Annotated in this window: 29 protein-coding genes; 16 read left to right on the top strand and 13 right to left on the bottom strand. The window is 71.7% G+C overall.

Features of this window, described 5'->3' with window-relative positions; genetic code table 11:
• Nucleotides 1–53 precede the first annotated feature (53 nt).
• The gene (locus AB0J12_RS14665; RefSeq protein ID WP_363264649.1) at nt 54–1,196 is read left to right on the top strand and encodes a serine hydrolase domain-containing protein; all 1,143 of its coding nucleotides are present in this window, start codon (nt 54–56) and stop codon (nt 1,194–1,196) included.
• Between the two features lie 30 nt (nt 1,197–1,226).
• Nucleotides 1,227–1,790: a dihydrofolate reductase family protein gene (locus tag AB0J12_RS14670; protein WP_363264650.1), complete on the top strand. Its 564-nt coding sequence runs from the start codon at nt 1,227–1,229 to the stop codon at nt 1,788–1,790.
• Nucleotides 1,791–1,846: 56 nt separating this feature from the next.
• Here AB0J12_RS14670 and AB0J12_RS14675 read toward each other — a convergent pair whose 3' ends face one another.
• The 3 genes from AB0J12_RS14675 to AB0J12_RS14685 all read right to left on the bottom strand — a co-directional run bounded on the left by AB0J12_RS14675 (nt 1,847) and on the right by AB0J12_RS14685 (nt 4,166).
• Nucleotides 1,847–2,437 carry a TetR family transcriptional regulator gene (locus AB0J12_RS14675; RefSeq protein WP_363264651.1) on the bottom strand — a complete coding sequence of 197 codons (591 nt, stop codon included), beginning with the start codon at nt 2,435–2,437 and terminating at the stop codon, nt 1,847–1,849.
• A gap of 25 nt (nt 2,438–2,462) precedes the next feature.
• Nucleotides 2,463–3,473: an aldo/keto reductase gene (locus tag AB0J12_RS14680; RefSeq protein WP_363264652.1), complete on the bottom strand. Its 1,011-nt coding sequence runs from the start codon at nt 3,471–3,473 to the stop codon at nt 2,463–2,465.
• A gap of 90 nt (nt 3,474–3,563) precedes the next feature.
• A complete protein-coding gene (locus AB0J12_RS14685; protein ID WP_363264653.1) occupies nt 3,564–4,166 on the bottom strand; it encodes a TetR family transcriptional regulator in 603 nt (200 codons plus the stop codon).
• Nucleotides 4,167–4,252: 86 nt separating this feature from the next.
• Between AB0J12_RS14685 and AB0J12_RS14690 the strand changes: the two genes are divergently transcribed.
• Complete coding sequence (locus AB0J12_RS14690; protein ID WP_363264654.1) at nt 4,253–4,681, top strand: nuclear transport factor 2 family protein; 429 nt, start codon at nt 4,253–4,255, stop codon at nt 4,679–4,681.
• Between the two features lie 73 nt (nt 4,682–4,754).
• Here the strand turns inward: AB0J12_RS14690 and AB0J12_RS14695 are convergent, their stop codons facing one another.
• Nucleotides 4,755–6,137, bottom strand: coding sequence for a glycine--tRNA ligase (locus AB0J12_RS14695; RefSeq protein ID WP_363264655.1), 1,383 nt, complete (start codon nt 6,135–6,137; stop codon nt 4,755–4,757).
• A gap of 184 nt (nt 6,138–6,321) precedes the next feature.
• Between AB0J12_RS14695 and AB0J12_RS14700 the strand changes: the two genes are divergently transcribed.
• From AB0J12_RS14700 to AB0J12_RS14715, 4 genes are all read left to right on the top strand, one after another.
• Entirely contained in the window at nt 6,322–7,281 is a 960-nt protein-coding gene (locus AB0J12_RS14700; RefSeq protein WP_363264656.1) for a metal ABC transporter substrate-binding protein, read from the top strand.
• Nucleotides 7,282–7,301: 20 nt separating this feature from the next.
• The gene (locus AB0J12_RS14705) at nt 7,302–8,069 is read left to right on the top strand and encodes a metal ABC transporter ATP-binding protein (RefSeq protein WP_363264657.1); all 768 of its coding nucleotides are present in this window, start codon (nt 7,302–7,304) and stop codon (nt 8,067–8,069) included.
• Entirely contained in the window at nt 8,069–8,971 is a 903-nt protein-coding gene (locus AB0J12_RS14710) for a metal ABC transporter permease (protein ID WP_363264658.1), read from the top strand. The genes AB0J12_RS14705 and AB0J12_RS14710 overlap by 1 nt, the downstream gene beginning before the upstream one ends.
• Nucleotides 8,972–9,035: 64 nt before the next feature.
• A complete protein-coding gene (locus tag AB0J12_RS14715) occupies nt 9,036–9,446 on the top strand; it encodes a transcriptional repressor (protein WP_363264659.1) in 411 nt (136 codons plus the stop codon).
• A gap of 135 nt (nt 9,447–9,581) precedes the next feature.
• On the opposite strand, the gene AB0J12_RS14720 is transcribed toward AB0J12_RS14715, so the two are convergent.
• From AB0J12_RS14720 to AB0J12_RS14735, 4 genes are read right to left on the bottom strand one after another with little or no spacing between them, the layout of a single operon-like run.
• Nucleotides 9,582–10,118, bottom strand: coding sequence for a hypothetical protein (locus AB0J12_RS14720; RefSeq protein ID WP_363264660.1), 537 nt, complete (start codon nt 10,116–10,118; stop codon nt 9,582–9,584).
• A gap of 26 nt (nt 10,119–10,144) precedes the next feature.
• Entirely contained in the window at nt 10,145–10,981 is an 837-nt protein-coding gene (locus AB0J12_RS14725; RefSeq protein WP_363264661.1) for an isoprenyl transferase, read from the bottom strand.
• A 26-nt stretch (nt 10,982–11,007) separates the two neighbouring features.
• Nucleotides 11,008–11,754, bottom strand: coding sequence for a DNA repair protein RecO (gene recO, locus AB0J12_RS14730; protein ID WP_363264662.1), 747 nt, complete (start codon nt 11,752–11,754; stop codon nt 11,008–11,010).
• Nucleotides 11,751–11,882 (bottom strand): hypothetical protein, encoded by a 132-nt coding sequence (locus AB0J12_RS14735; RefSeq protein WP_363264663.1) that lies wholly within the window; start codon nt 11,880–11,882, stop codon nt 11,751–11,753. The genes recO and AB0J12_RS14735 overlap by 4 nt, the downstream gene beginning before the upstream one ends.
• Before the next feature lie 175 nt (nt 11,883–12,057).
• Here AB0J12_RS14735 and AB0J12_RS14740 point away from each other — a divergent pair, with 175 nt between their 5' ends.
• The 4 genes from AB0J12_RS14740 (at nt 12,058) to AB0J12_RS14755 (ending at nt 16,076) form a co-directional block, all read left to right on the top strand.
• Complete coding sequence (locus tag AB0J12_RS14740) at nt 12,058–13,539, top strand: alpha/beta hydrolase (protein ID WP_363264664.1); 1,482 nt, start codon at nt 12,058–12,060, stop codon at nt 13,537–13,539.
• Between the two features lie 67 nt (nt 13,540–13,606).
• The gene (locus tag AB0J12_RS14745) at nt 13,607–14,134 is read left to right on the top strand and encodes a SigE family RNA polymerase sigma factor (protein WP_363264665.1); all 528 of its coding nucleotides are present in this window, start codon (nt 13,607–13,609) and stop codon (nt 14,132–14,134) included.
• The gene (locus tag AB0J12_RS14750; protein WP_363264666.1) at nt 14,131–15,069 is read left to right on the top strand and encodes a hypothetical protein; all 939 of its coding nucleotides are present in this window, start codon (nt 14,131–14,133) and stop codon (nt 15,067–15,069) included. Before AB0J12_RS14745 ends, AB0J12_RS14750 begins: the two co-directional genes overlap by 4 nt.
• 80 nt (nt 15,070–15,149) lie before the next feature.
• Nucleotides 15,150–16,076 carry a dihydrodipicolinate synthase family protein gene (locus AB0J12_RS14755; protein ID WP_363264667.1) on the top strand — a complete coding sequence of 309 codons (927 nt, stop codon included), beginning with the start codon at nt 15,150–15,152 and terminating at the stop codon, nt 16,074–16,076.
• Between the two features lie 18 nt (nt 16,077–16,094).
• On the opposite strand, the gene AB0J12_RS14760 is transcribed toward AB0J12_RS14755, so the two are convergent.
• Nucleotides 16,095–16,793, bottom strand: a complete 699-nt coding sequence (locus AB0J12_RS14760) for a TerB family tellurite resistance protein (RefSeq protein ID WP_363264668.1) — start codon at nt 16,791–16,793, stop codon at nt 16,095–16,097.
• Between the two features lie 185 nt (nt 16,794–16,978).
• Nucleotides 16,979–18,700, bottom strand: a complete 1,722-nt coding sequence (leuA, locus tag AB0J12_RS14765; RefSeq protein WP_363264669.1) for a 2-isopropylmalate synthase — start codon at nt 18,698–18,700, stop codon at nt 16,979–16,981.
• 372 nt (nt 18,701–19,072) lie between these two features.
• Here leuA and AB0J12_RS14770 point away from each other — a divergent pair, with 372 nt between their 5' ends.
• Together AB0J12_RS14770 and AB0J12_RS14775 are read left to right on the top strand one after the other, a co-directional pair.
• Entirely contained in the window at nt 19,073–20,143 is a 1,071-nt protein-coding gene (locus tag AB0J12_RS14770; RefSeq protein ID WP_363264670.1) for a M4 family metallopeptidase, read from the top strand.
• Nucleotides 20,144–20,163: 20 nt separating this feature from the next.
• A complete protein-coding gene (locus AB0J12_RS14775; protein ID WP_363264671.1) occupies nt 20,164–20,430 on the top strand; it encodes a protealysin inhibitor emfourin in 267 nt (88 codons plus the stop codon).
• 609 nt (nt 20,431–21,039) lie between these two features.
• On the opposite strand, the gene era is transcribed toward AB0J12_RS14775, so the two are convergent.
• Nucleotides 21,040–21,993 (bottom strand): GTPase Era, encoded by a 954-nt coding sequence (gene era / locus AB0J12_RS14780; protein WP_363264672.1) that lies wholly within the window; start codon nt 21,991–21,993, stop codon nt 21,040–21,042.
• Between the two features lie 153 nt (nt 21,994–22,146).
• On the opposite strand from era, the gene AB0J12_RS14785 reads away from it, so the two are divergent.
• Both AB0J12_RS14785 and AB0J12_RS14790 read left to right on the top strand, forming a co-directional pair.
• Nucleotides 22,147–23,457: an ammonium transporter gene (locus AB0J12_RS14785; protein ID WP_363264673.1), complete on the top strand. Its 1,311-nt coding sequence runs from the start codon at nt 22,147–22,149 to the stop codon at nt 23,455–23,457.
• Nucleotides 23,454–23,792, top strand: coding sequence for a P-II family nitrogen regulator (locus tag AB0J12_RS14790; protein ID WP_363264674.1), 339 nt, complete (start codon nt 23,454–23,456; stop codon nt 23,790–23,792). The genes AB0J12_RS14785 and AB0J12_RS14790 overlap by 4 nt, the downstream gene beginning before the upstream one ends.
• Before the next feature lie 7 nt (nt 23,793–23,799).
• Here the strand turns inward: AB0J12_RS14790 and AB0J12_RS14795 are convergent, their stop codons facing one another.
• Together AB0J12_RS14795 and AB0J12_RS14800 are read right to left on the bottom strand one after the other, a co-directional pair.
• Nucleotides 23,800–24,153 carry a cytidine deaminase gene (locus AB0J12_RS14795; protein ID WP_363264675.1) on the bottom strand — a complete coding sequence of 118 codons (354 nt, stop codon included), beginning with the start codon at nt 24,151–24,153 and terminating at the stop codon, nt 23,800–23,802.
• 28 nt (nt 24,154–24,181) lie between these two features.
• Entirely contained in the window at nt 24,182–25,003 is an 822-nt protein-coding gene (locus AB0J12_RS14800) for a helix-turn-helix transcriptional regulator (protein WP_363264873.1), read from the bottom strand.
• 145 nt (nt 25,004–25,148) lie between these two features.
• Here AB0J12_RS14800 and AB0J12_RS14805 point away from each other — a divergent pair, with 145 nt between their 5' ends.
• Nucleotides 25,149–26,573 carry an MFS transporter gene (locus AB0J12_RS14805; RefSeq protein ID WP_363264676.1) on the top strand — a complete coding sequence of 475 codons (1,425 nt, stop codon included), beginning with the start codon at nt 25,149–25,151 and terminating at the stop codon, nt 26,571–26,573.
• Nucleotides 26,574–26,600: the final 27 nt, after the last annotated feature.

Raw genomic sequence — 26,600 nt, forward strand, 5'->3', positions numbered from 1 at the left:
CCGCGGCCGGTCGTAACCACGTCATCACGCGCCCGCACCGGAAGGCCCGAGGAATGAGCAGCACGCTGTACGACACACTGCGCCGACGGGTCGACGACGGCACCGTCCCCGGGGCGGTCGCCCTCGTCGCACGAGGCGATGACGTCGAGGTGGTCGCCGTCGGCTCGGCGGACGCCGGCGGCAGCGTCCCGATGAGCCGGGAGTCGATCTTCCGGATCGCCTCGATCACCAAGCCGGTCACCGCAGCCGCGGTGCTGATGCTGGTCGACGAGGGCCGCGTCGCACTGGACGACCCGATCCCCGAGTGGCTGCCGGAGCTGGCGGAGCCGCGCGTGATGCGCACGCCCGCGGGCCCCGTCGAGGACGTGGTCCCGGCGACGCGGCCGATCACGGTGGAGGACCTGCTCAGTTCCCGCCCCGGCTGGGGCTTCCCGTCGGACTTCTCGCTGCCCGCCGTCCAGAGCCTGTTCCAGGTGCAGAAGGACGGCCGCTCCCTGCAGAGCTGGCCCGGCCCGGACACCTGGCTCGCCCGGCTCGCCGAGGTGCCGATGCTGCGCCAGCCGGGCGAGGCATGGCTGTACGGCACGGCGTCCGACCTTCAGGGGCTGCTGATCGCCCGGGTGACGGGCCGTACGCTGCCGGAGTTCCTGGCGGAGCGGATCTTCGAGCCGCTGGGGATGAAGGACACCGCGTTCGAGGTCCCGGCGGCCAAGCGGGACCGGTTCACCTGGGCGTACAACCCTTCCGAGAGCGGCGACCTGGAGCTCGCGGACACTCCGGACGGCGAGTTCGGCAGCATTCCGCGCTTCACCTCGGGAGGCGGCGGGCTGGTCTCGACCGCCGACGACTGGCTGGCCTTCGCCCGCATGCTGCTGTCCGGGGGCGGGGACCTGCTGTCCCCCGCCTCGGTGAGCCGGATGACCGGCAACCATCTCACCGCGGAACAGCGTGAGAGCGCGGCGCTCTTCCTGGAGGGGCAGGGCTGGGGCTACGGCGGCCAGGTCGACATGGTCCCGCGCGACCCGTGGAACGTCCCCGGCCGCTACGGCTGGGTCGGCGGCACCGGCACGACGGCCCATCTGATCCCGGCGACGGACACGGTCACGATCCTGCTGACCCAGGTGGCCATGCGGAACCCGACACCGACCCCGCTGATGCGGGAGTTCTGGCGGGCGTGCGCCCGGACCGGGTCCTGACCGATCGCCGTTCTCCCGAGGAGAGTTCCGATGCGCAGCGTGACCTACTCGATGAGCGTCTCACTCGACGGCTACATCGTCGGGCCGGACGGCACCTTCGACTGGACGGTGCCCGACGAGGAGACCTTTCGTTTCTGGACCGACGAGATCCGGCAGGTCGGCGTCCACCTGCTGGGACGACGGCTGTACGAGACGATGCTGTACTGGGAGACCGCCGACCGGGATCCGTCGCTGGACGACTCCCAGCGCGAGTGGACCGCGCTCTGGAAGGCGCTCCCGAAGGTGGTGTTCTCCACCACGCTGTCGACGGTGCAGGGCGGTGCCCGCCTGGCCTCCGGCGGCCTGACCGAGGAGATCGAGCGGTTGCGGGCCGAGCCGGGGCAGGGCGAGATCGCGATCGGCGGCGCGAGACTCGCCGCCGAGGCGGCCGCGTCGGGTCTGATCGACGAGTACCGGGCCATGGTCTACCCGGTGCTGGTCGGCGGTGGCATCCCGTTCTTCCCCCAGCACGAGCGCCGGGTGGATCTCGAACTCGCCGAGACCCGCACCTTCGGCTCAAGAGTGGTCTACCTCCGCTACCTCGTGGCGCGCTAGGTGTATTGATCACGAGCGCGACGTGCCGGGAGGGCGGCGTGCCGGGCGGGCCGTCTCTAGCGGTCCGTCAGTCCCCGTATCACCAGGTCCGCCACCGCCGAGAAGTCCGTCTCGATCGCCGGGTCCGTCCACTCGGCGGCGTGGCACGGGTCGTGGAAGCGGGCGGTGGCCTGGAAGACGGCGCGGGCCGCGACGGCCGGGTCGGCCGCGGTGAAGGCGCCCGAGGCGACGCCGTCCTCGACGATCCGGGTCAGCTGGGCGGTCAGGTCGGCGATGTGCTCGCCGACCGTGGTGCCGTTCTCGTCGGTCAGCACCGTGTAGGTGGCGAACAGCTCGGGGTCGCCGCCCGCCTTCTGCCGCTTGGCCTCGAACAGGGTCGCGAGCCAGGTCCGCAGCCGCTCCTTCGGGTCGTCCCCGGCCGCGGCGATCGCGGCGAGCCGTTCCGAGGTGCGGTCCAGCCACCGCTTGGTCACGGCCTCGCGCAGCGCCGCCTTGGTGCGGAAATGCCGGTAGACGCTGCCGTGACTGACGCCGAGCGCGCGGGCCACGTCGACCACGGTCGCCTTGGCCGGTCCGTGGCGGCGCAGCACCTCCTCGGTGGCTTCGAGGATGCGCTCGGTGGTCAGGGTCTCGCTGGTCGGAGGCATGTCTAGACGGTACCTGGCACCGGGATCAGCGTTCGCTGTCGAGCATGGCCATCTGTGCGGGGGCGTACCGGTCGCCGGCCACCGCGTCCGCCGGCACGGCGGCCTCGATGGCGGCGAGGTCGGACGCGTCCAGGGTCACGTCCAGCGCGCCCACGGCCTCGCCGAGCCTGTCCCGGGTGCGGGCGCCGACCAGCGGGACGATGTCCTCACCGCGGGAGAGCACCCAGGCGATGGCGATCTGGGCGACCGTGGCGCCCTTGGCCTCGGCGATCTTGCGCAGCGACTCGACCAGCGCGAGGTTGTGCCGCAGGTTGTCGCCCTGGAAGCGGGGCGAGTGGGCGCGGAAGTCGTGCGCGGCCAGCTGCCGGTCGCCGGAGAAGTGGCCGGAGATCAGGCCGCGGGAGAGCACTCCGTACGCGGTGACGGCGATGCCCAGTTCGCGCAGCGTGGGCAGGATCTCCCGCTCGGGGCCACGGGAGATGAGCGCGTACTCGATCTGGAGGTCGGCGATCGGGGCGGTCGCGGCGGCCCGGCGGATGGTGTCGGCGCCGACCTCGCTCAGGCCGATGTGCCGGACGTACCCCTTCTCGACCAGTTCGGCGATCGCGCCGACCGTCTCCTCGATCGGCACGTCGGGGTCGAGCCGGGCGGGCCGGTAGACGTCGATGTGGTCGACGCCGAGGCGCTGGAGGGAGTACGCGGCGAAGGTCTTCACGGCGGCCGGGCGGCCGTCGAAGCCGGCCCAGTCGCCTGCCGGGTCGCGCAGGGCGCCGAACTTGACGCTGAGCAGTGCGTTCTCGCGCAGGGCGGGCGGCGCGGTGCGCAGCGCCTCGCCGATCAGCAGCTCGTTGTGGCCCATGCCGTAGAAGTCGCCGGTGTCGAGCAGGGTGACGCCGGCCTCCAGGGCGGCGTGGATGGTGGCGAGGGACTCGGCGCGGTCCGCCTCGCCGTACATGCCGGACATGCCCATGCAGCCGAGGCCGAGGGCGGAGACCTGGGGGCCGGTGGTTCCGAGGGTGCGGGTTCGCGTCGTCATGGCTCCAGCCTGACATGACAGCTGACAGATTTCAATATCTGTCAGCTGTCATTCCAATGTCGCTGACACGGCCGCCTCCCGCACCCCCCGTCAGGGCCCTGCCGGACCCCCGTCACCCCCTGTCGCGTCGGCCCGCGGTTCGACCAGGGCCCGGACGGCCGGCCGGAGCAGGGCGGCGACGCGGTCGGCCGGGGCGTCGGACAGCGGGGGCAGACCCAGGAGCTGATGGCCGATGGTGATGCCCAGCAAGGCGGTGACGACGAGCGCGGCACGCAGCTCGGCATCCTCGGCCTCGGGCAGCGCGCCGCCGATGCCGGCGACCTGCCGGCCGAGGGCGTCCCGGACGTACTCCGCCGCCGCGGGGTCGGTGAGCATAGACCGCATCATCGCCAGCGCACCCCCGGGAAGACCGCCCAGCTTGAGGCCGAGCGTGCCCAGCAGCCGGTCGACGAGCGCGTCGGAGCCGGCGTCCGCCGGTGGCGCGGGGAGCGTCTGGACGGCCTGCGTGAACAGCTCGCGCTTCGAGCCGAAGTACTGCATCACCAGGGCGGGATCGACGCCCGCCGCCGTCGCCACGGCCCGGATGGTGGTGCGGTCGAACCCCCTCTCGGCGAACAGCTCCCGCGCACGGTCGAGGATCCGTGCCTCGGTGGCTCGTCGGCGGTCGGCTCGGGACTGGGGCGAGGTCGGCACGCGTTCACTCTACAGCCGTTGACCGAACGCCCGGCCGACACCTATCGTCGTTCACTCAACGCGTGTTGAGCGAATGGAGTGGTCCCATGCAGGAACACGACCAGCACGAACCCGCCGCCCGGACACCTCGCGAGGTGCTGGCCCGCTACCGCCGGGCGATGCTCGACAAGTCCGCCGACGACCTCGCCGATCTGTATGCCGAGGACGCGGTGCACGAGTTCCCGTTCACCGCTCCCGGCTTCCCGCCGCGCTTCGAGGGCCGCGAGGCCGTGCGCGCGGGGTACCGGGCGGCCTGGGGTGCGAGCCCCGCCCGGGTGGAGGCGATCGAGGAGTTCGCCGTCCACGACACCGGCGACCCGGAGGTGATCGTCGCCGAGCAGGTCGTACGGGCGTCCCTGCCGGGCGGCCCCGCCTTCACGGTGCCCGGCCTTCTGGTCCTGCGCGTCCGCGACGGACTGCTCACCCGGGTCCGCGACTACCTGGACGCCTCGGGCGTCGCCGCAGCCGGAAGGTGAGGAGAGCGCACGAAAAAGCCCGCCCGCCGGCCCGGATGAACCGGGCGGCGGGCGGGCGCGAGGCCGAGAGGCGTCAGCAGCCGACGAGACGCTGAGCCAGGTAGCCCTCGATCTGGTCCAGGGAGACCCGCTCCTGCTTCATCGAGTCACGCTCACGGACGGTCACCGCGTTGTCGTCCAGCGTGTCGAAGTCGACCGTGACGCAGAACGGCGTACCGATCTCGTCCTGGCGGCGGTAGCGGCGGCCGATCGCACCGGCGTCGTCGAACTCGATGTTCCAGTGCTGGCGCAGCGCCTGGGCGAGGCCCTTGGCCTTCGGGGACAGCTCGGGGTTGCGGGACAGCGGCAGCACCGCGGCCTTCACCGGCGCCAGACGGTGGTCCAGGCGCAGCACGGTCCGCTTCTCCATCTTGCCCTTGGCGTTCGGCGCCTCGTCCTCGACGTAGGCGTCGAGGAGGAAGGCCAGCATGGTGCGGCCGACACCGGCCGCGGGCTCGATGACGTACGGCGTCCAGCGCTCGCCGGCCTCCTGGTCGTAGTAGGCCAGGTCCTGGCCGGAGGCCTTGGAGTGCGCGCTCAGGTCGTAGTCGGTGCGGTTCGCGACGCCCTCAAGCTCGCCCCACTCGCTGCCGCCGAACTGGAAGCGGTACTCGATGTCGGCGGTGCGCTTGGAGTAGTGGGAGAGCTTCTCCTTCGGGTGCTCGTACCAGCGCATGTTCTCCTCACGGAGACCCAGGCCGGTGTACCAGCTCCAGCGCTGCTCCATCCAGTATTCCTGCCACTGCTCGTCCTCGCCGGGCTTGACGAAGAACTCCATCTCCATCTGCTCGAACTCGCGGGTGCGGAAGATGAAGTTGCCCGGCGTGATCTCGTTGCGGAACGACTTGCCCATCTGGGCGATACCGAACGGCGGCTTGCGGCGCGACGTGGTCTGCACCTGGGCGAAGTTGGTGAAGATGCCCTGGGCGGTCTCGGGGCGCAGGTAGGCGACGGAGCCGGAGTCCTGGGTCGGGCCGAGGTGCGTCGACAGCAGACCGGAGAACTGCTTGGGCTCGGTGAACTGGCCCTTGTTGCCGCAGTTCGGGCAGTTGATGTCGGCGAGGCCGTTCTCGGGGGCGCGCCCCTTCTTCTCCTCGTAGGCCTCCTCCAGGTGGTCCGCGCGGAACCGCTTGTGGCAGGAGGTGCACTCGGTGAGCGGGTCGGTGAACGTGGCGACGTGGCCGGAGGCGACCCAGACCTCGGGGGCCAGGATCACGGACGAGTCGAGACCGACCACGTCCTCGCGCGACGTCACCATGTAGCGCCACCACTGGCGCTTGATGTTCTCCTTGAGCTCGACACCCAGCGGTCCGTAGTCCCAGGCGGCACGCTGTCCGCCGTAGATCTCACTGCACGGGAAAACGAAGCCACGGCGCTTGCTCAGGCTGACGATGGTGTCGATCTTGTCGGCGGCCACGGTGCTCTCTTCATTACGACGACGGGCGACGAAGCGAGATGCTTCCAGCGAATGCTTCAGCGTACCGGCGCGGGCTCCCCCTCAACCAAATCGGGGGCCCGGCCGGACGGGCAAAACGGGGCCGGTCCGGCGCTCTCAGCAGGCTTGTTGACAACGGTTTCCATGTTTGTTGAAAATGACTGTCATGAACGTACGACGTCGCCTCATATCCGCCGCCGCGGCCACCGCCGTCGCCGGCCTCGGGATCGGCACCCTGACCGCCTGCGGCGGTGACAGCGCGGCCGCCGGCAACACGGACAAGTTCGACGTCGTCGCGTCCTTCTACCCGATGGCCTATCTCGCCGAGCGGATCGGCGGCAGCCATGTGAACGTCACCAGCCTCACCGCGCCCGGCCAGGAGCCGCACGACCTGGAGATCAGCGCCCGGCAGCGGGGGCGGGTCGAGCAGTCCGACGCGGTGCTCTACCTCAAGGGCCTGCAGCCCGCCGTCGACGAGGCCGTCGGCCAGTCGGAGGCCCGCACGAAGATCGACGCTGCCTCCCTGACCACTCTGGAGAAGCACGGCAACGAGGTCGGCGGGCACGCCGCCGAGCACGACCACGAGCACGGCGAGGAGGGCGGCGGCCAGGACCCGCACATCTGGCTGGACCCGGTGCGCTACGCCGAGGTCGCCCGCGGTGTCGGCGCCGCCTTCGCCAAGGCCGACCCGCTCCACGCCGCGGACTACCGCAAGAACACGGCCGCGCTGGTCGGCGAACTCGACGCCCTGGACGCCGAGTTCGCCGCCGGGCTGAAGAACACCAAGACCAAGGTGTTCCTCACCACCCACGCCGCCTTCGGCTACCTCGCCGAGCGCTACGGCCTGACCGAGGAGGCCATCAACGGCCTCGACCCCGAGTCGGAGCCGAGCGCCGCCCGCGTCAGGGAGCTGGAGAAGATGGCGAAGGCGGACCATGTCTCCACCGTCTTCTACGAGACCCTCGTCAGCGACAAGACCGCCAGGACCGTCGCCCGGGACGCGGGTCTGCGCACCGACGTCCTCGACCCGATCGAGGGCATCACGAAGAAGTCCCGCGGCCAGGACTACCTCCAGGTCATGCGGGCCAACCTCAAGTCCCTGCAGACCGCTCTGGGGACCAAGTGAGAGACCGATCGGAGGGCGGCATGCCCGAGCCCGTCATATCGCTGCGCGGCGTGCGCGCCGAACTGGGCGCGCGGCCCGTGCTGCGCGGCATCGACCTGAGCGTGCACCGCGGCGAGGTCGTCGCGCTGCTCGGCGCCAACGGCTCCGGCAAGTCCACGGCCGTGCGCAGCGTCATCGGCCAGGTGCCGGTCAGCGCCGGTGAGATCGAGCTGTTCGGCACCCCGCGCCGCCGGTTCCGGCAGTGGTCCCGGGTCGGGTACGTCCCGCAGCGCACCACCGCCGCGGGCGGTGTCCCGGCGACCGTGACGGAGATCGTCTCCTCGGGCCGGCTCTCCCGCACCCGCTTCGGCGTCTTCCGCAAGGCCGACCGGGAGGCCGTACGGCACGCCCTGGAGCTGGTCGGGATGGCCGACCGGGCGGGGGACTCGGTGAACGCCCTGTCCGGCGGGCAGCACCAGCGGGTGCTGATCGCACGGGCGCTCGCCGCCGCACCCGAGCTGCTGATCATGGACGAGCCGATGGCGGGCGTCGACCTGGCCAGCCAGGAGGTGCTCGCGCACACGCTCAAGGGCCAGGTGGAGGCCGGTGCGACCGTCCTGCTGGTGCTGCACGAACTCGGGCCCCTGGAGCCCCTCATCGACCGCGCGGTGGTGCTGCGCGACGGCTGCGTGCTGCACGACGGCCCGCCGCCCAAGGCCGTCGGCCAGCACGCCCTGCCCGGCCACGACCACGTCCACCCGCACGCACCTGCGGGCACCGAACCGATCCGCACGGGACTGCTGAGCTGATGGAAATCCTCGACTACGCCTTCATGCAGCGGGCGCTGCTCGCCGCCGTCCTGGTCGGCATCACCGCGCCCGCGGTCGGCATCTACCTGGTGCAGCGCCGCCAGGCCCTGATGGGCGACGGCATCGGCCACGTGGCGATGACGGGTGTCGGCCTGGGCTTCCTGCTGTCGGCGTCCCCGGTGTGGATGGCCACGCTGACGTCCGTGCTGGGCGCGGTGCTGATGGAGCTGATCCGCTGGTACGGCAGGACCCGCGGCGACATCGCCCTCGCGATGCTCTTCTACGGCGGTATGGCCGGCGGCGTGATGTTCATCAACCTCGCCCCCACCGGTTCCAACGCGAACCTCACGTCGTACCTCTTCGGCTCCCTGTCCACGGTGTCTCAGTCGGACGTCGTCGCGATCTGCCTGCTCGCCGCGTTCGTGGTGCTGGTGACGCTGGGGCTGCGCCGGCAGCTGTTCGCCGTCAGCCAGGACGAGGAGTTCGCGCGGGTGACCGGGCTGCCGGTGCGGGCGCTGAACCTGCTCACGGCCGTCACGGCCGCCGTCACCGTCACCGTCGCGATGCGCGTGGTCGGACTGCTGCTCGTGAGCGCGCTGATGGTGGTGCCCGTCGCGGCCGCCCAGCAGCTCACCCGCAGCTTCGCGGCGACGTTCGCGATCGCCGTCGCGATCGGCGTGAGCGTGACCATCGGCGGCACCGTCACCTCGTACTACCAGGACGTGCCGCCCGGCGCGACGATCGTGCTGCTGACCATCGCGGCGTTCATCGCGCTCACCGCGGTGGCCGCCCCGCTGGCCCGGCGCCGCGCCCGGGCTCTGTCCGCCGCGCAGCCCGCAGGAGATCCGGCGGAGTGCACCATCCCGGCCGGCCGGGAAGCTCCGAACGAGATCGGCGTCTGACCGGCTCCTGTCCGGGCTGGCACAATGGCCCGGCAGGGGCAGACGCCGTCGAAGGAGGCAACCGGTGACGACCGCTGGACCGCCCGTGAAGGGCCGCGCCACCCGGCAGCGTGCCGCCGTGGCGGCGGCGCTCGACGAGGTGGACGAGTTCCGCAGCGCGCAGGAGCTCCACGACATGCTCAAGCACAAGGGCGACTCCGTCGGGCTCACCACGGTCTACCGCACCCTGCAGTCCCTCGCCGAGGCCGGCGAGGTCGACGTCCTGCGCACCTCCGACGGCGAGTCCGTCTACCGCCGCTGCTCCACCGGTGACCACCACCATCATCTGGTCTGCCGGTCCTGCGGCAAGGCCGTCGAGGTGGAGGGGCCGGCCGTCGAGAAGTGGGCGGAGGCGATCGCTTCCGAGCACGGGTTCGTGAACGTGGCGCACACGGTGGAGATCTTCGGGACCTGTGCGGAGTGCGCCGCCGGTTGAGCCGGTTCGCCTGATCGCCGTTGCGGGTTCCGTCGCAGGGCGGGTGCGGGTTCGTTGTGGCCGGTCGCGCCCACTCGGCGGAGCCGCACGTCGAAAACAGCCCCGCGCCCCTTGCGGAGCTTCAGCCCCGTCGGTTCACACGCGCCGTAGGTGTGCGTCCAGGATCTGGCGGAGGCGGTCCACGTCCTGCGGGGTCCGGGCGCCGCGTTTGGCGAGGATGTTGGCGCAGCGGCCCGCGCGGTCGGGGCTGCGGAGGATGAAGACGTGGTCGGACTCGGCGTAGCTGCCGTAGTTGGCCCAGCCGGTGCGGACGTCCGCGTGGGCACTGACCAGGCGTACGCCCGCCGCGCCGACGGTGACCCGGACCTGGCCGTGGTGCTCGTGCGCCTTGCGCAGCTGGGCGGCCGACAGACGCGGTACCCAGAGCATCAGCACGCCCCACACGATCAGCGCGATGCCGATCCCGAGGTTGTCCAAGGGCCTGATGACGAGCAGCACCACCCCGATCAGGGCGACCGTCGCCGCCAGCGCAGGGTGGTACAGCAGCCCGAACACCCCTTTTCGCTTGCGCATGAGCAGCCGGACCGCGTCCGTCATGTCCTGCTGCTCGTGGGTGTACTCCAGCTCGACCGCGTCGTCCTGAACGACGTCCCGCCCCATGTCCATGACCATGAGGCGGGATCGTACGGCAACGGCGATCAGCTCTCCTGGCGGCCCTCCATCGCCAGCAGCTCCTCGTTCGGGATGGCGCCGCCGAAGCGGCGGTCGCGGGAGGCGTACTCCAGGCAGGCCCGCCACAGGTCGCGGCGGTCGAAGTCGGGCCACAGCACGTCCTGGAAGACCATCTCGGCGTAGGCGGACTGCCACAGCAGGTAGTTGGAGGTGCGCTGCTCTCCGCTGGGCCGCAGGAACAGGTCGACGTCCGGCATGTCCGGGTAGTACATGTACTTCTGCAGGGTCTTCTCGTTGACCTTCGACGGGTCCAGGCGACCCGCCTTCACGTCCTCGGCGAGGGCCTGCGCGGCGTCGGCGATCTCGGCGCGGCCGCCGTAGTTCATGCAGAAGTACAGGGTGAGCCGGTCGTTGTCCTTGGTCTGCTCCTGGGCGATCTGGAGCTCCTTGGCGACGGACTTCCACAGCTTGGGCATCCGGCCCACCCAGCGCACCCGCACCCCGAGTTCGTCGAGGGTGTCGCGGGTCTTGCGGATGAAGTCGCGGTTGAAGTTCATCAGGAAGCGGACCTCGTCGGGCGAGCGCTTCCAGTTCTCGGTGGAGAACGCGTACAGCGAGATGCTGCCCACACCCATCTCGATGGCGCCCTGCAGGACGTCAAGGACGCGCTCGGCGCCGACCTTGTGGCCCTCGGTGCGGGGCAGCCCGCGCTCCTTGGCCCAGCGGCCGTTGCCGTCCATGACGATCGCCACGTGGCCGGGGACCAGTTCCCCGGGGAACTTCGGGGGCCGCGCGCCGGACGGGTGCGGCTCCGGCGTCCTGTACTCACGGCGCTGGCGCCCCAGGAACCCGCGTACGGCCATGTGCTTCTCGTCTCCTTCGGGTGTCTCTACTGTTCGACGTACCGCAGGGAGCGCAGGCCGCGCTCCAGATGCCAGTGCAGGTAGGCGGAGACCAGTCCGCTGCCCTCCCGGACGTACCGCGGCTCGCAGGCGTCCGCGCTCTCCCAGTCTCCCGTAAGCAGTGCGCCGAGCAGCGCCAGGGTCTGCGGGGAGGGCACCACGCAGCCGGGCACCCGGCAGTCCACGCACAGGGAACCGCCGGAGGCGACGGAGAAGAACCGGTTCGGGCCGGGCATGCCGCACTTCGCGCAGTCTCCGAAGCTCGGGGCGTAGCCGTTGACGGCGAGCGAGCGCAGCAGGAAGGCGTCGAGGACCAGGTTCGGCGCGTGCTCGCCGCGGGCGAGCGTGCGCAGCGCGCCCACCAGCAGCAGGTACTGCTGGACGGCCGGCTCGCCCTCGTGGTCGGTGAAGCGCTCGGCGGTCTCCAGCATGGCCGTCCCGGCGGTGTACCGGGCGTAGTCGGTGACGATCCCGCCGCCGTACGGCGCGATGGTCTCACTCTGCGTGCACAGCGGCAGACCCCGGCCCACCAGCTCGCTCCCGCGCGCGAAGAACTGCACGTCGACATGGGAGAAGGGCTCCAGCCGCGCCCCGAACTTCGACTTGGTCCGCCGCACCCCCCGGGCCACGGCCCGCACCCGCCCGTGTCCACGGGTGAGCAAGGTGATGATCCGGTCAGCCTCACCCAGCTTCTGGGTGCGCAGCACGATGCCGTCGTCGCGGAACAGGCTCACAGCCCACCTCCGGCGGACACCGACCGGGGGTACGGGGGTTGTCCCCCGGGCGAGCACAGCATGATCCGGTCCGCCTCACCCAGCCTCTGGGTGCGCAGCACGATGCCGTCGTCGCGGAACAGACTCATGGATCCATTGTGCCCTTACGAGCGGACCGGCAGGACCGGTCACGGGCTGTACAAGGGCGTGTACGCAGCTGCTCCCTGTGCTGCGGCACCGGGGCGAGCCCGGGGGGAAACCCCCGTACCTACAGGGCTGTTGGCCGGATGGGGCCGCGGGCCGTGATCCGCGAGGCTCGTCGGCATGACCTCGATGAAGCGCCACGGCGCGCTCGCCGCCGCCTGCGCCGCCCTGCTGTCCCTCGCCGCGCCGCTCACGGCGACCGCCGCGCCCGCCGGGCGCACGGCCCTCGCCTGGGGCCCGTGCCCCGGGGCCGCGCCCGCCTCCCGGCAGGAGTGCGCGACCCTCGCCGTCCCCCTGGACCACAGCCGCCCCGGCGGGCCGGTGATCGACCTCGCCGTCTCACGGGTGCGCAGCGAGAGGCCCGGGGCGCGGCGCGGTGTGCTGCTGATGATCCCCGGCGGGCCGGGCGGCTCCAGCCTGGACGATCCCTCCGGCAAGGGGCAGAAGCTGCCGAAGGAGGTCCGCGACGCCTACGACCTCGTCGGGTTCGCGCCGCGCGGCATGGCCCCCTCCACGGCCGTCGACTGCGGACTCGACCACGCCGACCTGGCCGTTTCCCGGCTGCGGCCCTGGCCGGCCCCGGACGGCTCCATCGAAGGGAACCTGGCCACCGCCCGCCGCATGGCCGACGCCTGCGCCCGCAACGGAGGCGAGCTGCTGCGGCACCTCGGCACCGTCGACGAGGCCCGCGACATCGACCGCATCCGGGCCGCGCTGGGCGAGCGGCGCGTCTCGGCGTGGGGTGTGTCGTACGGCACGTACGTCGGGGCCGTCTACAGCCAGTTGTTCCCGCAGCGCACCGACCGGATCGTGCTCGACAGCAACGACGACCCCGATCCCGCCCGGGTCTCGCGGGCCTGGCTGGCCGGACACGAGCAGGGTGTGGAGGACGTGTTCCCGGTGTTCGCCCAGCGGGTGTCGGCGCCCGGTCACCCCTACCGGGTCGCGGACACGCCGGACGGGGTCCGCCGGGAGTTCCTGCGGCTGGCCGCCGAGCTGGACCGCCGGCCGATCCCCTGGCCCGGCGCCAACCCCCCGGAGCTGAACGGCAACGTACTGCGCCAGACCATGCTGGACAGCCTGTACGACCCCGACCGGTTCGACGACCTCGCGCGGCTGATGACCGGCGCCCGCGAGGGCACGCTGCCGCCGGCGCCGGCCGGCCCGCCGGAGCCGGTGCTGCAGAACGTGGCCGCGGTGGGCGCCGCGACGCTGTGCAACGACGTGGCGTGGCCGACGGACCCGGCGGTCTACCGCAAGGACGTCGAGCTGAGCCGCAAGGCGTATCCGCTGACCGCGGGCATGCCGCGCAACGCGATGGTGTGCGCGGCGTGGCCCTACCCGCCGCGGCAGGCGCCGGTGCGGATCACCGGCCGGGGGCCGTCGAACATCCTGCTGGTGCAGAACGAACGGGACGTGGCCACCCCGCTCGCCGGGGCCCGAAGGCTCCGCGCGGCGCTGGGCCGGCGCGCGGTCATGGTCACCGTGAACTCCACCGGCCACGACGCCTACCTCGCCAACGGCAATCCGTGCGGCGACGACACGGTCTCCCGCTTCCTGGCCACGGGCGAGCGACCGGACGGCGACGTGTACTGCCGCTGAGTATCTTTCCGGCCCCGGGCAACCGAATCGGCGCGATCGGTGGTCTGGAGGGCGAGGAGGGTGCTTGATGAAGGCCGAACTGGAGGACCGGTTCCATGACTTCGTCTCCGCCAGGTGGTCGCACCTGGTGCGGACCGCGTATCTGCTCACCGGCGACGCACACCACGCCGAGGATCTGACGCAGACCGCACTGGCGAAGGCGTACCGGTCATGGCGGCGCGTGGCGCGCAGCGACAACCCGGAGGCATACGTCCGCCGGATGCTCGTCAGCTGCAACAGCGACCGCTTCCGCAAACGGCGGGTGGCCGAGTCGCTGACGTCGGCGCCGCCGGAGACGGCGGGGCGGGACGAGGTGGGGTCGTCCGACGAGCGGGGTGCGCTGATGACGGCGCTGGCCGAACTGCCGCCCCGGCAGCGGGCGGTGGTCGTCATGCGGTACTGGGAGGACCTGCCGGAGGCGGAGGTAGCCGAGGTGCTCGGCTGCTCGCCGGGCACGGTCAAGAGCCAGGCGTCCAAGGGACTGGCGAAGTTGCGTACGTATCCGGGGCTGATGGAGTTCGCCGGTGGGGCCGGCGGGCGAGGAGGCGGCAGGTGAGCGGGGAACGGCACGAGCGGGACGGCGCGTTCGAGGAGCGGCTGCGGCAGCTGCTGTCGCAGGACGCCTACGAGATCCGTCCGGCGCCGGCGCCGTATCCGCGGATCCGGCGACAGGGCGCGCTGGAGCGGCGGCGCCGGGTGGCGGCGGCCGGAGCGGCGCTGGTGGTGCTGACGGCGCTGCCGGTGGGGGCGTACGCGCTCGGCGGCGACGGTGAGGGGAAGGCGGACACGGCGGCGCCGCGTCCCTCGGCCACCGCCCCGGCGAGCCCGGTGCCGGCCCTGCCGCCGACGCCGTCGGGTCCGGCGAAGCCCGCCGACCCCGGCCGGCAGCTGCTGGACGGGATCACGTTCGCGCAGGCGGCGGACGGGCTGGAGCAGTGCATCGCCTATGACGACGCGAACAACACGACGCTGCCCGCTCGGGAGCGCGATCCGGGACTGGGGAAGGCCGCCGACTACCGGATCATCCTGGCCATGCGTTCCACGGGCGACTCCAACGCTCGCGGTGACGGCATGTTCGTCGTCGCGGTCAAAAAGGGGTCCCAGCCGACCCGGGTGATCTGCAACATCAGGGACGGCGAGGCGCAGGGCCTGAACGTCGGCGGCGCCGGCGCAGGCGCGGAGGATGCCGCGCCCGTCTCGGCGGACATCAACGGCGGCAAGCTGTACCAGCAGTCCTTCCTCGACAAGGGCCACTGGAAGCTTCCGTTCCGCTGGGGCTTCATCGGGACGGTGAAACCGTCGGTGGCCCGGGTGACGGTGTCGTACGGCGGTGGCACGGGCGAGGCCGTGCTGGACCACGGCTGGTTCGTGGCCTCGGGCACGCTGAACCGTCAGGTCACCACGGCCCCGCACGTCCAGGGCTACGACAACGCCGGCAAGCTCGTCTACGACTCGGACCGCGACCCGATGTACGAGAAGACGCTGCCGTAGTCCCGCCCAGTACGGTCGGGCGGGAGGGGCGAGGTCGCGGGCCGCGGTCTCGTCCGCCGCAGCGTCCCAGGGAGCCGCAGATGACCGTGCCCGCCCCGCTGACCGGTGTGATCCCGCCCGTCTGCACGCCGCTGACCCCTCAGCGGGAGGTGGACGTGGGCTCGCTGCTGCGGCTGGTCGACCATCTGGTGGCGGGCGGGGTGGACGCACTGTTCGTGCTCGGCTCGACGTCGGAGGCCGCGTATCTGACGGACCGGCAGCGGCGGCTGGTCGTGCAGAGCGTCGTGGGGCACGTGGGCGGGCAACTGCCGGTGCTGGCCGGGGCGATCGACATGACGACGGCGAGGGTGCTGGACCAGGTGGGTGCGGTGGTGGCGGCGGGCGCGGACGCGGTCGTGGTCACCGCCCCGTTCTACGCCCGCACCCACCCGGCCGAGATCGAGCGCCACTACCGGGCCGTCGCCGCGGGCAGCCCGGTCCCGGTCCTGGCGTACGACATCCCGGTGTCCGTGCCCGCCCGGCCGCCCGCCGACGTCGTCCTCAGGCTGGCCGCCGACGGGGTGCTGGCCGGGCTGAAGGACTCCAGCGGCGACCTGGCCGGCTTCCGGGAGATCGCGATCGGCGCCCGGGCCCACCCCGGGTTCAGCGTGCTCACCGGCTCCGAGCTGATCGTCGACGCCGCGCTGGCCCTGGGCGCGCACGGCGCGGTCCCGGGTCTGGCCAACGTCGACCCGCACGGCTATGTCCGCCTGGACCGGCTGTGCCGGGCCGGCGACCGGGAGCGGGCCCGGCTGGAACAGGAGCGCCTCGCCGCCCTGTTCGGGCTGGTCCGCGCCGGCGACCCGGCCCGGATGGGCGCCGGCTCCTCGGCCCTGGGCGCCTTCAAGGCGGCCCTGCATCTGCGCGGCGTGATCGCCTGCCCGCTGACGGCGGAACCTCAGATTCCGCTCTCCCCGCGGGAGGTGCGGACGGTGGAACGGCACCTGGTCGCGGCGGGGCTGCTCTGACCTCTGCCCCCGGGCGGGTCAGGACGGTGTGCGCGCCGCCTCCAGCAGGCGGGTGACGTCCTCCGTGCACAGGGTCAGCGCGGCGCCCACCGTCGCGAGCGTCTCGCGCTCGGCCGGGATGTAGGGGCCGTCGGCCAGCGCGATACGGGCACCGGTCAGCAGGATCGACTCGCGGCCGACGCGGGCCAGGTGCGGGGCGAGCGGATCGAGGGCCTCGTGCAGCTCTATGCCGAGCCCTGCGGTGCGGGACCGGTCGGGGTGGACCCGGCCGGTGTCCTCCTCGACCGCCTCGACGAGCGCGGCGAGCTGCTCCTCGCCGCAGTCGGGGAAACCCGCGGCGCGCACGGCGACCGCGGCGGTCTCCAACGCCGTACGGGAGGAGGTGCCGCCCGCGCAGAGCACGGCGACGGCGACGGTGTGGACGGCGTCGCGCAGCATCGCGGAGAACCGGGTGGTGGTGGGGTGGTCGAGGACGTCCGTGCCGAAGTGGCGGTGGCAGGCGGCGCACTCGACGACCGGTCCGGACGCGCCGCGCGGCAGGACGGGCAGACCGAGCAGGGTGAGCCGCCGCCGGCCGGTCAGGCGCTGGTAGTTGCGGTCGCCGCCGCAGCCGGGGCAGAAGAACTCGCCGTCGCCGACGGGCGTCCAGGCGATGCGGGTGCCCAGGATGCGCGTCAAAGCGCCGGCATGGCCGTTGTGTCCCCGGACTGGCAGCACGTCGCACCTCCGTAACCCCACGGCAACATCGCCGAGCGCTTGCGTGATGTTAGCCACATCCATGAGGCGGAGTCAGCACCCAGGACGAGACCTTTCCGTGACCTGTGGGCGGGTTGGCGCGAAAACGACGGGGCCCCGGCCGCCGTTCCCGGCGGTCGGGGCCCGAAAACTCCCGGTGAGGAGGGTCAGCGGGCGGCGCGGTTGACGGCGGATACGACCGCCTTCAGTGACGCACGCGTCGTGTTCGCGTCGATGCCGATCCCCCACAGGACCTTGTCACCGATCGCGCATTCGATGTAGGAGGCGGCCTGCGCGGAGGCGCCCTCGCTCATCGTGTGCTCCTGGTAGTCCAGCAGGCGTACGTCCAGGCCCAGGCCCTCCAGGGCGTTGAAGAACGCCGAGATCGGGCCGTTGCCGGAGCCGGTCAGGACGGTGTCGGCGCCGTCGACCGTCGCCTCGACCGTGAGCGTGTCCACGCCGTCGGTGTCGGTCGTCGACTGGCCGGTCCTGACCTGGATACGGCCCCAGGGGTTCTCCGGGTTGGGCAGGTACTCGTCCTGGAAGACGGCCCAGATCTCCTTCGGCGTGATCTCGCCGCCCTCGGCGTCCGTCTTCGCCTGGATGATCCTGGAGAACTCGATCTGCATCCGGCGCGGCAGGTCCAGCTTGTGGTCGTTCTTCAGGACGTAGGAGATACCGCCCTTGCCGGACTGCGAGTTGACCCGGATGACCGCCTCGTAGGAACGGCCCACGTCCTTGGGGTCGATGGGCAGGTACGGCACGGCCCACTCGATGTCGTCGACGGTGACACCCTTGGCCTCGGCGTCGGCCTCCATGGTGTCGAAGCCCTTCTTGATGGCGTCCTGGTGGGAGCCGGAGAAGGACGTGTAGACCAGGTCGCCCACGTACGGGTGGCGCGGGTGGACCTCCATCTGGTTGCAGTACTCCCACGTACGACGGATCTCGTCGATGTCGGAGAAGTCGATCTGCGGGTCGACGCCCTGGGAGAACAGGTTCATGCCCAGGGTGACCAGGTCGACGTTGCCGGTGCGCTCGCCCTGTCCGAACAGGCAGCCCTCGACGCGGTCGGCGCCGGCCATCACGGCCAGCTCGGCCGCCGCCACGGCCGTGCCGCGGTCGTTGTGCGGGTGGACGGACAGGCAGACGTACTCGCGGCGCGACAGGTTGCGGTGCATCCACTCGAAGCGGTCCGCATGCGTGGACGGCGTCGAACGCTCCACGGTGGCGGGCAGGTTGAGGATGATCTCGCGGCCCGGGCCCGGCTGGTAGACGTCCATGACCGCCTCGCAGACCTCCAGGGCGAAGTCCAGCTCGGTGTCGGTGAAGATCTCGGGGCTGTACTGGTAGCCGAACTCGGTCTCCGGGCCCAGCAGTTTCTCGGCGTACTCCATCACCAGGCGGGTGCCGTCGACGGCGATCTGCTTGATGTCGTCCTTGGAGCCGCGGAACACCACCCGGCGGAACACGGGAGCCGTCGCGTTGTACAGGTGGACGGTCGCGCGCTTGGCGCCCTTCAGCGACTCCACGGTCCGCTCGATCAGGTCCTCACGGGCCTGGGTCAGCACGGAGATCGTGACGTCGTCCGGGATCACGCCCTCTTCCTCGATGATCGAGCGCACGAAGTCGAAGTCGGTCTGGCCGGAGGCGGGGAAGCCGACCTCGATCTCCTTGTAGCCCATCTTGACCAGCTGGTCGAACATCCGGCGCTTGCGCTCGGGCGACATGGGGTCGATCAGGGACTGGTTGCCGTCGCGCAGATCGGTGGACAGCCACCGGGGCGCTGCGGTGATCCGCTTCTCGGGCCAGGTGCGGTCGGGGATGTCGACCTGCTCGTAACCGCGGTACTTGTGGATCGGCATCGGGCTGGGCTGCTGGCGGTTCGCCATGATCGCGTGGGCTCCTCGAGTGTGCGGGAAAGTCCCGGTGTCCGGAAGGACGGCCGACGACGCAACACCAAGCTCCGCGGGGAGGGAGTCGGCCTCGACTACAGGCCCTCGCCGCGGCAGCTAAGAAGAAGCAGCCCGAAACGCATGATGCTCCGCATGCTAACCCGAGCCGCCCCGGGGGTGAGGGACTGTCCCAGTATGCGGGACCGGCGTCACATACAGGACAAAAAGTGCGCCGTCCCACACACCGGCCGCGAGGGGTCACACCGCCGCGCCACGGCGTCACGCTCGGTCGTCAACCACATCCCGGTATTTCATCAATCATGGTTGCAGGTAGTGACATCACCGTCACGCAGTGCAAGGGTTCCGGACATGACCACTCACGGGGGCCATCGCCCCGTCTTCTGCACGATCGTCCCGCCGCACCTCCTCGACAAGCTCGCCCGCGCCGAGGACCCCGCCCTGGCCGGCCCGGCCCGCCGCTCGCTGGAGCACGACGCCTTCCAGCGCACCAGGCGCCGCATGACCACGGTGATCGGCGCCCCCTCCGTCGCCCCGCCCTCCGGTGCCCCCGCCGACCAGCCGTACCGCACCATCTACGACACCGCGCACAGCCAGGACCTGCCCGGCACCAAGGTGTGCGAAGAGGGCGCCGAGCCCGGACGGGACGAGACGGTCAAGCGCGCCTACGACGGCCTCGGCGCCACCTTCGACCTGTATCTGAAGGTGTACGGCCGGCACTCCATCGACGACAACGGGCTGCCGCTCGACGCCACCGTGCACTTCGGCGAGGACTACGACAACGCCTTTTGGAACGGCGAGCAGATGGTCTTCGGCGACGGCGACGGCGAGGTCTTCCTCGACTTCACCATCGCGGTCGACGTCATCGGCCACGAGCTGACCCACGGTGTCACCCAGCACACCGCGAACCTGGACTACTTCGGCCAGTCCGGCGCCCTGAACGAGTCGGTCTCCGACGTCTTCGGCTCCCTGATCAAGCAGTACGCGCTCGGCCAGACCGCCGCCGAGGCCGACTGGCTGATCGGCGCGGGCCTGCTGGCCCCGCGTGTCACGGGGGTCGCCCTGCGCTCGATGAAGGCCCCGGGCACGGCGTACGACGACGACATGCTCGGCAAGGACCCGCAGCCGGCGACGATGGACGACTATGTCCGCACCGGCCGCGACAACGGCGGCGTGCACCTCAACTCCGGCATCCCCAACCACGCCTTCTACCTGGTCGCCTCCGCCCTCGGCGGCTACGCCTGGGAGAAGGCCGGCCGGATCTGGTACGACGTGCTCACCGGCGGGGAGCTGAGGGAGGACGCCCTGTTCTCCGACTTCGCGACGCTCACCGTGAAGGCGGCCCGCGAGCGCTACGGCGCCGGGGACGAACTCCAGGCCGTGCAGAAGGCCTGGGAGCGGGTGGGGGTGCGGGCGGTGTAGTTCCGTACTAGACAGTCCCCATGCGGATTCGAGTACGGCGCACGGGCGGTTTCGCGGGCATCGAGCGGCACGCCGAGGTGGACACCGGGGGCCTCCCCGACGCGACGGAATGGCACACCCTGGCCGAACGGGCGATGGCCACCTGCCGCCCCACCCCACCGGCCGGGGTACCCGACGGCTTCGGCTACCAGATCACCGTGAACGACAAAACGGCCTACACAGCGGACCCCCACCTCACGGAGGCCCAGCGAACGCTGATCTCCCGGGTACTGAAGGAGGGGGCGTAGGGCCTGCGGAGTGCGGGGCCCTCCGGGGGTGGGCCTATAAGGTGCGGCGCCCTCTGGGGTGCGGGGGCGAAGCTGCGCCGTGGGTCCGGGGCGGAGCCCCGAGGCGTGCAGGGGCCCCCGGCCGGAGCTTGGGGCGAGGCCCCGCGGGGGTCCGGGGCGCAGCCCCGTGCCGGTTTTCCTCTTGGCCGACCGAGGCCGGTGAGCGAGTGGGAAACACCCCGGGGTACAGGGGGCGAAGCCCCGCCGGGGCCCGGGGCGCAGCCCCCCGTGGCGGCACCTCCTGGCCCACCGAGACCAGTGGGCGGGCGGGAAACACCCCCGGGATGCAGGGGCGAAGCCCCGCCAGGGCCCGGGGCGGAGCCCCGCGACTGTTCTTCCTGGCCCACCGAGACCGGTGGACGGGTAGGAAACACCCCGCGGTCCAGGGGCGCAGTCCCGCCGGGGTCCGGGGCGGAGCCCCGTGGCGGTTCCTCTTGGCCAACCGAGACGGGTGGGCGGGCGGGAAACACCCCCGGGGGTACAGGGGGCGAAGCCCCCGCCGAGCCGGGACGGGGGCGGTGCCTCCTGGCCGGCCGGGACGGGATGCCGTACGACCGGCGGAGCCGAACGTCAGAAGCCCAGCTTGCGCAGCTGCTTGGGATCCCGCTGCCAGTCCTTCGCGACCTTCACATGCAGGTCGAGGAAGACCGGCGTGCCCAGCAGCGCCTCGATCTGGCGCCGGGACTTGATCCCGACCTCCTTCAGCCGCTTGCCCTTGGGGCCGATGATGATCCCCTTCTGGCTGGGCCGCTCGATGTAGACGTTGGCGTGGATGTCCAGCAGCGGCTTGTCCGCGGGGCGGTCCTCGCGCGGGAGCATCTCCTCCACGACCACCGCGATGGAGTGCGGCAGCTCGTCGCGGACGCCCTCCAGGGCCGCCTCGCGGATCAGCTCGGCCACCATCACCTGCTCGGGCTCGTCCGTCAGGTCGCCCTCGGGGTAGAGCGCCGGGCCTTCCGGCATCAGTGGGATCAGCAGGTCGGCCAGCAGGTCCACCTGCTTCCCCGCGGTCGCCGAGACCGGGACGATCTCCGCCCACTCGATCCCCAGCTCCTGGCCCAGCTGGTCGATCGCGATCAGCTGCTCGGCGAGGGCCTTGGAGTCGACCAGATCGGTCTTGGTGACGATCGCGACCTTGGGGGACTTCTTGATCCCCGCCAGCTCCTTGGCGATGAACCGGTCACCGGGACCGATCTTCTCGTTCGCCGGCAGGCAGAAACCGATCACGTCGACCTCGGCCCACGTCGTGCGGACGACGTCGTTGAGCCGCTCGCCGAGCAGGGTGCGCGGTTTGTGCAGTCCCGGCGTGTCGACGAGGATCAGCTGGGCGTCGGGGCGGTGCACGATGCCCCGTACCGTGTGCCGCGTCGTCTGGGGCTGGTTCGCGGTGATCGCCACCTTCTGCCCCACCAGAGCGTTCGTGAGGGTGGACTTGCCGGCATTGGGGCGGCCCACGAAGCAGGCGAAGCCGGCGCGGTGGACGGTCTCGCCCGGCTGGTCGGATGACTGGGTGCGAACGCTCATGGCGTTCATTGTCCCTGATCCACGAGCCCCCGCCGCACCGTGAGGGTTCGGTAACCGTCAGGCAATGAAACGTCACGGAAACACACCCGTACACGAGCGGAAACGCACCCGGGTCACCCTCTGACGCAGCCCCCACCCCCGTTGGAGACTCCCGTGACCCTCGCCGCCGCCCACGTGAACACCGGCGACACCGCGTGGCTGCTCGCCGCGACCGCCCTCGTCCTGCTGATGACCCCGGGCCTGGCCCTGTTCTACGGCGGCATGGTCCGCGCGAAGAGCGTCCTCAACATGCTGATGATGAGCTTCGTGTCGATCGCCCTGGTCACGGTGGTCTGGCTGGCGGCCGGCTACTCGCTGGCCTTCGGCGACGACGCCTTCGGCGGGCTCATCGGCGGGCTCGGGCAGGCCGGCATGCGCGGTCTCGGCCCGGACAGCGTCCACGGCTCCGTCCCCACCGTCCTGTTCGCCACCTTCCAGCTCACCTTCGCGATCATCACGGCCGCGCTGATCAGCGGCGCGGTCGCGGACCGGGCGAAGTTCAGCGCCTGGCTGGTCTTCGTGCCCGTGTGGGCGCTGCTCGTATACGTTCCGGTCACCCACTGGGTGTGGGGCCCGGGCGGCTGGATCGGACACGAGCTCGGCGCCCTCGACTTCGCCGGCGGCCTCCCCGTGGAGATCACCTCCGGCGCCTCCGGCCTCGCCCTGTGCCTGGTCCTGGGCCCGCGCCTGGGCTTCAAGAAGGACGCGATGCGGCCGCACAACCTGCCCATGGTGATGCTCGGCGCCGGCTTGCTGTGGTTCGGCTGGTTCGGCTTCAACGCAGGCAGCGCGCTCGGCGCGAACGGCCTGGCGGCCGAGGCGTTCCTCAACACCCTCGCCGCCGGCTGCACCGGCCTGCTCGGCTGGCTCGTCGTCGAGCAGCGGCGCGACGGCCACCCGACCACGCTGGGCGCCGCCTCCGGCGCGGTCGCCGGCCTGGTCGCGATCACCCCGTCCTGCGGCACGGTCTCCCTGCTCGGCGCCCTCGTCGTGGGCCTCGCCGCCGGGGTGGTCTGCAGTTACGCGGTGAGCTGGAAGTTCAAGCTGAACTACGACGACTCCCTGGACGTCGTCGGCGTCCACCTGGTCGGCGGGATCATCGGCACACTGCTGATCGGCCTGTTCGCCGAGAAGGTGATGACCGGCGGCGCCGAGGGCCTGTTCTACGGCGGCGGACTCGCCCCGCTCGGCAAGCAGCTGGTCGCCGTGGCCGTCGTGGCGGGATACGCCTTCGCGGTGACGTACGGTCTGGGCAGGGCGCTCGACAAGGTCATGGGCTTTCGCGCGAGCGAGGAACAGGAACACACCGGCCTGGACCTTACGGTGCACGCGGAGACGGCATACGATCACGGCGTCCTGGGCCACGGCGCCCCGGTCGCCCACTCGCTCGTCTCCACCGCCCAGAAGGTCACCCCCCAGGCATGAAGCTCATCACCGCGATCGTCAAGCCGTACCGCCTCGACGAGGTCAAGACCGCGCTCCAGGAGCTCGGCATCCAGGGCCTGACGGTGAGCGAGGCCAGCGGCTACGGCCGCCAGCGCGGGCACACCGAGGTGTACCGGGGCGCCGAGTACCAGATCGACCTGGTGCCCAAGGTCCGCATCGAGGTCGTCGTCGAGGACGCGCTGGCCGAGGACGCCATCGACGCGATCGTGAAGGCCGCGCAGACCGGCAAGATCGGCGACGGCAAGGTGTGGGCGCTGCCCGTCGACACGGTCGTCCGGGTCCGCACGGGCGAGCGCGGACCGGACGCCCTGTAGGCCTGCCTCAGCCCGCGGAGACGGTCTGCCGCACCTCGCCGTCCGGCCCCGCCAGCAGCACCGGCGTCCCGGCCCCGCCGAGGTCGCGCACGGCGGCCAGGTCCTCCGCCGCCGCGGACTCCGCCTGAGTCACCACCGCCGCCGCCTCCAGCGACCTGGCACCGGACGCCACGGCCATGGCCACGGCCGTGCGCAGCGCGCTCAGCTTCAGCGAGTCCAGCGCGACGGTCCCGGCGACATACGTACGGCCGGTGTCGTCGCGGACGGCGGCACCCTCGGGCACACCGTTGCGGGCCCGGGCCGAACGGGCCAGGGTGACGATCTTGCGGTCCTCGGGGTCGAGCGCGTTGCTGTCGGTCATGCCCCGAGCATACGAACAGGCCCGCCCGTCATCCGGCCACGGGGTACATCGCCCCGCGCCGGCCCTCCGGGGAGGCCAGCCACTCCAGCTTGGCGGCGGTGTTCGCCTCGTCCAGCGGGGTGTGCAGCACGATCATCAGGTCGGGGCGGGCGGGCACCTTCAGCGCCGTCGCCTCCACGACCAGCAGCCCGACCAGCGGATGGTCCAGCTCCTTGCGGATCTGCCCGGCGTCCTCGATGTCCCGCTGCTCCCACAGAGCGGTGAAGTCCTCGCTGGCGGCGCTCACTTCGGCGAGGACCGCCTGGAAGCCCTCGTCGTCGGGGCGGGCGCTGGACGCGGCCCGGAACTGGGCGACGACCTTGCGGGCGTTCTCCTCCCAGTTCGTCACCCGGGAGCGGAAGAGCGGTTCGGTGAAGAACTCCACCAGGCAGTTCTGCTGGGCCTCGGGCCGCATGCCGAGCACCACGGCGGCGGCGTCGTTGTACAGCACGCAGTTGTAGTAGGCGTCCATGATGTGCGCCGGATACGGCATCCAGGCGTCGATCAGCCGGCGCAGCCCGTCGCACATGTCCCGCTCGGCGGAGGCGACTTCGGGCACCGGCGGGTTGAGGCCGGCCAGCAGGTACAGATGGCGCCGCTCGGTGCCGTTCATCCGCAGCACCCGCGCCACCGCGTCCAGCACCTGCGGGGAGACGGAGATGTCACGGCCCTGCTCCAGCCACTGGTACCAGGACACGCCGACCCCGGCGAGCACGGCGACCTCTTCGCGCCGCAGGCCGGGCGTACGGCGCCGGGGCCCGCCCGCGGGCAGCCCCGCCTCGGCCGGGGTCACCCGGGCGCGCCGGCTCATCAGGAACTCGCGCAGTTCGCGCCGCCGTTGGGACTTCAGTACGTTTGTGGGCACGGACAGATCCCCCTCGCGCTGTCTGGTGGTGCCACCACCACCATAAGCGGTGACTCCCCAGCGAAGTTCCGCAGGCGACAGGCTCGTTGTCATGGCGATCGACACCACCACCACTCAACCCTCCGCCCCTGTGGGCGAACCGCTCGGCACCCCACGGCTGTCGACGCGTGACAAGCTCGTCCTGTTCGTCCTGTGCGCGGCCCAGTTCATGGTCGCGCTGGACTTCTCCGTCCTGAACGTCGCCCTGCCCGTGCTGGGCGCCGACCTCGGCATGAGCCCGTCGGCGCTGCAGTGGGCGATCACGGCGTTCGCGCTGCCGTCGGGCGGCTTCCTGCTCCTGTTCGGCCGCATGGGCGACCTGTACGGCCGCCGTAAGCTGTTCCTGGCCGGTCTCGCCGTGTTCGGCGCGGCCTCGCTGCTCGCCACCCTCGCCTGGGACCCGGCGTCCTTCCTGGCCGGCCGGGCGCTGCAGGGTCTGGCAGCGGCCGCGATCGTCCCGACCGGCATGTCCCTGCTGACCACGACGTTCCCGGAGGGCCCGGCCCGCGACCGCGCCCTCGGCATCTCCGGAACGCTGCTGTCGCTCGGCTTCACCATCGGCATGGTGGCCGGCGGTGTCCTCACCGACGTCCTCGGCTGGCGCTCCACGATGGGCCTCCTCGCGGTGTTCGCGGTGCTGGTGCTGCCGCTGGCGCCGGGACTGCTGCCGGAGTCGCGCACTCCGCAGCGGCCGCGCCTGGACGTGCCGGGCGCGGTGACCGTCACCGGCGGTCTGCTGTCGCTGATCTACTCCCTGTCCACCGCCGCCGACCACGGCTTCGGCCGCGTCGACGTTCTCGTCACCCTCGCCGCCGGTGTGCTGCTGCTCGTCGCCTTCGCAGTGGTGGAGTCCCGCTCGGCGGCGCCGCTGGTGTCGCTGCCGATGCTGCGCCGGCGCACGGTGGCGTGGGGCAACCTGGGCGGTCTGGTCACTTTCTCGATGATGTCGACCGTGATCTTCGTGCTGACGCTGTACCTGCAGGAGGTACTGCACCTGTCGGCCTTCGAGACCGGTCTGGTCTTCGGCGTGCAGGGCGCGCTGTCGGTCGTCGCGGGCTCCCTCGCCGCGAAGGTCATCGGCCGGTTCGGTGCCCGCCGCACGCTGGTCGCCTCGCTCGCCGGGCAGGGTGTGCTGATCGCGGCTCTGCTGGGCCTCGGCGAGGGCGGCTGGTCGGTGTGGCTGGCGACCGCGGCGGTCTCCCTGGCCAGCATGTGCCACCTGGGCGCGATCATCTCCTACGGCCTGACGGTCACCTCGGGCGTCCCGGACGAGGAGCAGGGCCTGGCGACCGGCCTGGTCACCTCCACCCAGCAGGTCGGCATCACCGTGGGCATCCCTCTCCTCGGCGTCCTCGCCACGACCGCCGACGACCTGCTGACGGGCGCCCGCACGGTGATCGCCCTCGACGCGGCGATCGTGCTGACGGCGGCGGTGCTGGTGGCGGTGGGACTGCGCGGCCGCCGGGCGAGCGCCTGACCGCGCAGCGCAACGCGGAAGCCGGGC

Origin of the sequence: Streptomyces sp. NPDC049915 (assembly GCF_040656475.1) — a bacterium.
Lineage (GTDB): Bacteria > Actinomycetota > Actinomycetes > Streptomycetales > Streptomycetaceae > Streptomyces.